Source organism: Candidatus Protofrankia californiensis, assembly GCF_900634765.1.
GTDB classification, from domain to species: Bacteria; Actinomycetota; Actinomycetes; order Frankiales; family Frankiaceae; genus Protofrankia; species Protofrankia californiensis.
Genome location: NZ_CAAAFT010000342.1, coordinates 1 through 2,857, shown reverse-complemented (window position 1 = coordinate 2,857; position 2,857 = coordinate 1). Strand labels below are relative to the sequence as shown.

The 2,857-nt window shown below is 63.9% G+C and carries 2 protein-coding genes and 1 tRNA gene; 2 read left to right on the top strand and 1 reads right to left on the bottom strand.

Features of this window, described 5'->3' with window-relative positions; translation table 11 throughout:
- Positions 1 to 494 precede the first annotated feature (494 nt).
- Positions 495 to 1,838 carry a tyrosine-type recombinase/integrase gene (locus tag DD1DGNOD_RS17785; RefSeq protein WP_131770656.1) on the bottom strand — a complete coding sequence of 448 codons (1,344 nt, stop codon included), beginning with the start codon at positions 1,836 to 1,838 and terminating at the stop codon, positions 495 to 497.
- A 140-nt stretch (positions 1,839 to 1,978) separates the two neighbouring features.
- On the opposite strand from DD1DGNOD_RS17785, the gene DD1DGNOD_RS27220 reads away from it, so the two are divergent.
- Positions 1,979 to 2,044 (top strand) — tRNA-Ser (locus DD1DGNOD_RS27220).
- Between the two features lie 562 nt (positions 2,045 to 2,606).
- A partial coding sequence (locus tag DD1DGNOD_RS17780) for a transposase domain-containing protein (RefSeq protein WP_346434345.1) occupies positions 2,607 to 2,857 on the top strand: 251 nt, incomplete at its 3' end.

Sequence of the window (2,857 nt, the reverse complement as noted above, 5' to 3'; positions counted from 1 at the left end):
GGCTATCCCCCGTCACCACCCACCCGCGGGCGGCGTAATCAGCCGAACACAAAATCCGGCCAACTGCGAAGAGCCACATTGTCCGGTATCCCAAGCGCAAGAGCTTCATCCATCTCGAAGGCGCTGGCGACAACGCTGACGGAGCCGAAACCGAAGCCGACGCATTCGCTGCCGACACCCTACTACGGCATCAAGATCCGGCGATCCTGCGCTCGGTAACAACATTCGATTCCATCCGAGCCCTCGCAGACCAGCTCGGCATCGATGCCGGGATCATCGCGGGACGCCTAGCCAAGGAACGCAACGAATGGGGGCGCTACCATCGACTGCGCAAGAAGATCGACTTCTGATTCCTGAACCGCCACGGTGAGGTGGGATTATGTCCTTGGGCGGATAAAGATGTTTTGCCGAGAAATACGACCCGGCGAGTTTGCGAGCGCGCTGTGCGCATATCCGGCGAAGAATTTGAATACGGTAAATCTCTAGTCGTGAACTTACGCAGGACGGCGACCGCGGATGCGGTCGAGCGCGTTGAGAGCTGTCTCATCGGCAGTGGGAAGCGTGTGTAGGTAGCGTTGGGTCGTAGCGATGGAGCCATGACCCAGGCGCTCCTTAACGATCTGAAGGTCCGCACCGCCGGCGAGGAGCCAGGATGCGTGGGCGTGGCGCAAGTCGTGGACACGGACCCGTCGGCCGATCCCGGCCGCCGCCACCGCCGGGTGCCAGATCTGTTTGCGGAACCAGTCGCCCGGGATGTGACCGTCGGTGCCGCGTCGGCGGCGGGGCTTGCGTGGGTTGTCCTTGCCCGCGGCACGGCGCTTCGCCCGGTAGGCCGCGTAGGCGCTTCTGCAGTGCTGACAGCGGCAGGGCGCCATCGAGTAGGCGGTGATCGTGCCGTGCTGGTACTGGCGGCCTTTCGCGTTCGGGTCGGTTAACCCGAGTATCTCGTTCTCGCCGGACGGCTTGACGGGAGCTGCGGGCTTGTCCTGCTCCGGCATGGGAAACAGCAGATCGTCCGGTCCGAGCCCTCGTAGCTGGATGTACTCACGCAGCTCGTCGACTACTTTTTTGCTGATCTTGAAACGCCGATATTCCTTGTCCTTCGGGTACTGCTGCACGAGAAATCTGCCGCCGGTCGGGTGGTCCTTCGGGTTCAGCTCCACCACGGCCCGGCTGACCGTCACGATTCCGGTGGTGAGGTTGATGTCGCGGTGGCGCAGTTCGGTCAGCTCGCCCCAGCGCATCCCGCTCTCGATGTCGAGTTCGACGAGGAGTTGGAGGACGGGGTCGTTCAGCTTCCCGTAGATCAGATCGAATTGTTCGGGTGTGATGATCTGCAGCGGCTTCTTCGGTATTTCGGGAATCTTCACGCCCCGGCATGCGTGCAGGAAGGTAACCTGGTCGTTCAGCGCGGTCGTGAGAATCGCGCTGAGGATCGTCATGTTCTTGTCGATGACGTTCGGGCCGAGCCCCCGGTCGACCTGGTCGGTCACCCACTCGCGCACGTCCGCCGGCATGATCTCGGCCATCCGCATCTTGCGGAACCAGGGAAGGATGTGCGCGTTGAGGTTGTACCGATAGGTCTCGCGCGTACGCGGTTCCATCACGTGGTTGGGGAGCCAGGTGTCCTCGACATAGTCGCCGAAGGTCTGCCGGCCACGGCGTGGGTCGCCGACGCGGCCCTCGCTCTGCTTGACCTCCGCCCGCTGCCAGGCCCGGTCCGCATCCCGCTTCGTGGTGAACGTCCCGGCCGACCGCAACTGGCCGCGCAGGTCCAGGTAGCACGCCGTGTACCGCGGCTTACCGTCCTTGCCGCTTCGCTTCTTCGCGTAGCCCATGCCCACCACCGCTCCACTGATCATCCGTCCGTAATTTGTCCGCGGACGAGGGCGGCACCGCCTGGCAGCCGCCAGCATGTGACGGCACGAAAAGTACCGTCTGACCAGCATTTTAATGGTTACGCAAGATTGATTAAACTGATGTACTTGGACCTAAATGCTCCCTCGCACGGAGGAGGCCAGGGGTTCGAGTCCCCTCACCTCCACCCATATCGGCAGGTTAAGGCTCTGATCAGATCGGTCTGATCAGAGCCTTTGATCGTTTGTCCGTCGTTTGTCCGTGGGACTGGGCATCAGGGAGTGGCAGCATCCAGGCCCGGGCGGTTGTGATCCCCACCACGAGGCAGGCTTCGAGGTGTCCGCATCTTGATCGAAATCGGTGCTTGGACGGGCGTGAGGCTGGCCGCGTCGCCTGGGGCGTACCTTCATGATCAAATGTGGGCGGCTGATTCTCGATCGTCATCCCGGCCAGTGTCGTAGCTCGGCTTCCGCTGCGGCCCGCGGCCGCAGCGGCGTCCACGGCCTTGAGGAGGGGGAGGTTGCGGGTGCGCAGCGTGGTGGTTATTACGGGTGGTAGTCGCGGGATAGGTGCGGCCCTGGCGGTCCTACTAGTACCAAGGGCGTTCGCTTTGTGGGGGCAACGGTGTGTCAAGGATCGGTGGGGCTTGGCGTGTCGGGGGGAGACGGGGAGCGGAGCTCCGGTAGGAGGGGCTGTCCGCCAAGACCGTCCCTGTGTTCCCGGGAGCTCCGCTGTCCGCCGATTCTGTCATCACCCGCACTGTCCGTGTCGCCGGAGGCCGGTTCGCGCCGGGCCATCTCGGCGAGCTGACCAGGATCATTCCGTTCGAGATGGTCGACGCCGCGCTCGCCGAGACCGGCAGGCTCCAGAAACGGGTCCGGTCGATTCCGGCCCGGGTCGGGATATACCTGCTGCTGGCGGGGGTGCTGTTCGCCGAGTCCGGCTGGCCACTGGTGTGGGGTCAGCTCGTCGCCGGCCTGGACGGGCTGGCGCTGGTCGC

What these genes read in the sequence shown, in the direction of transcription:
- DD1DGNOD_RS17785 (WP_131770656.1), bottom strand. Translation starts at nt 1,838, where the DNA reads ATGGGCTACGCGAAGAAGCGAAGCGGCAAGGACGGTAAGCCGCGGTAC.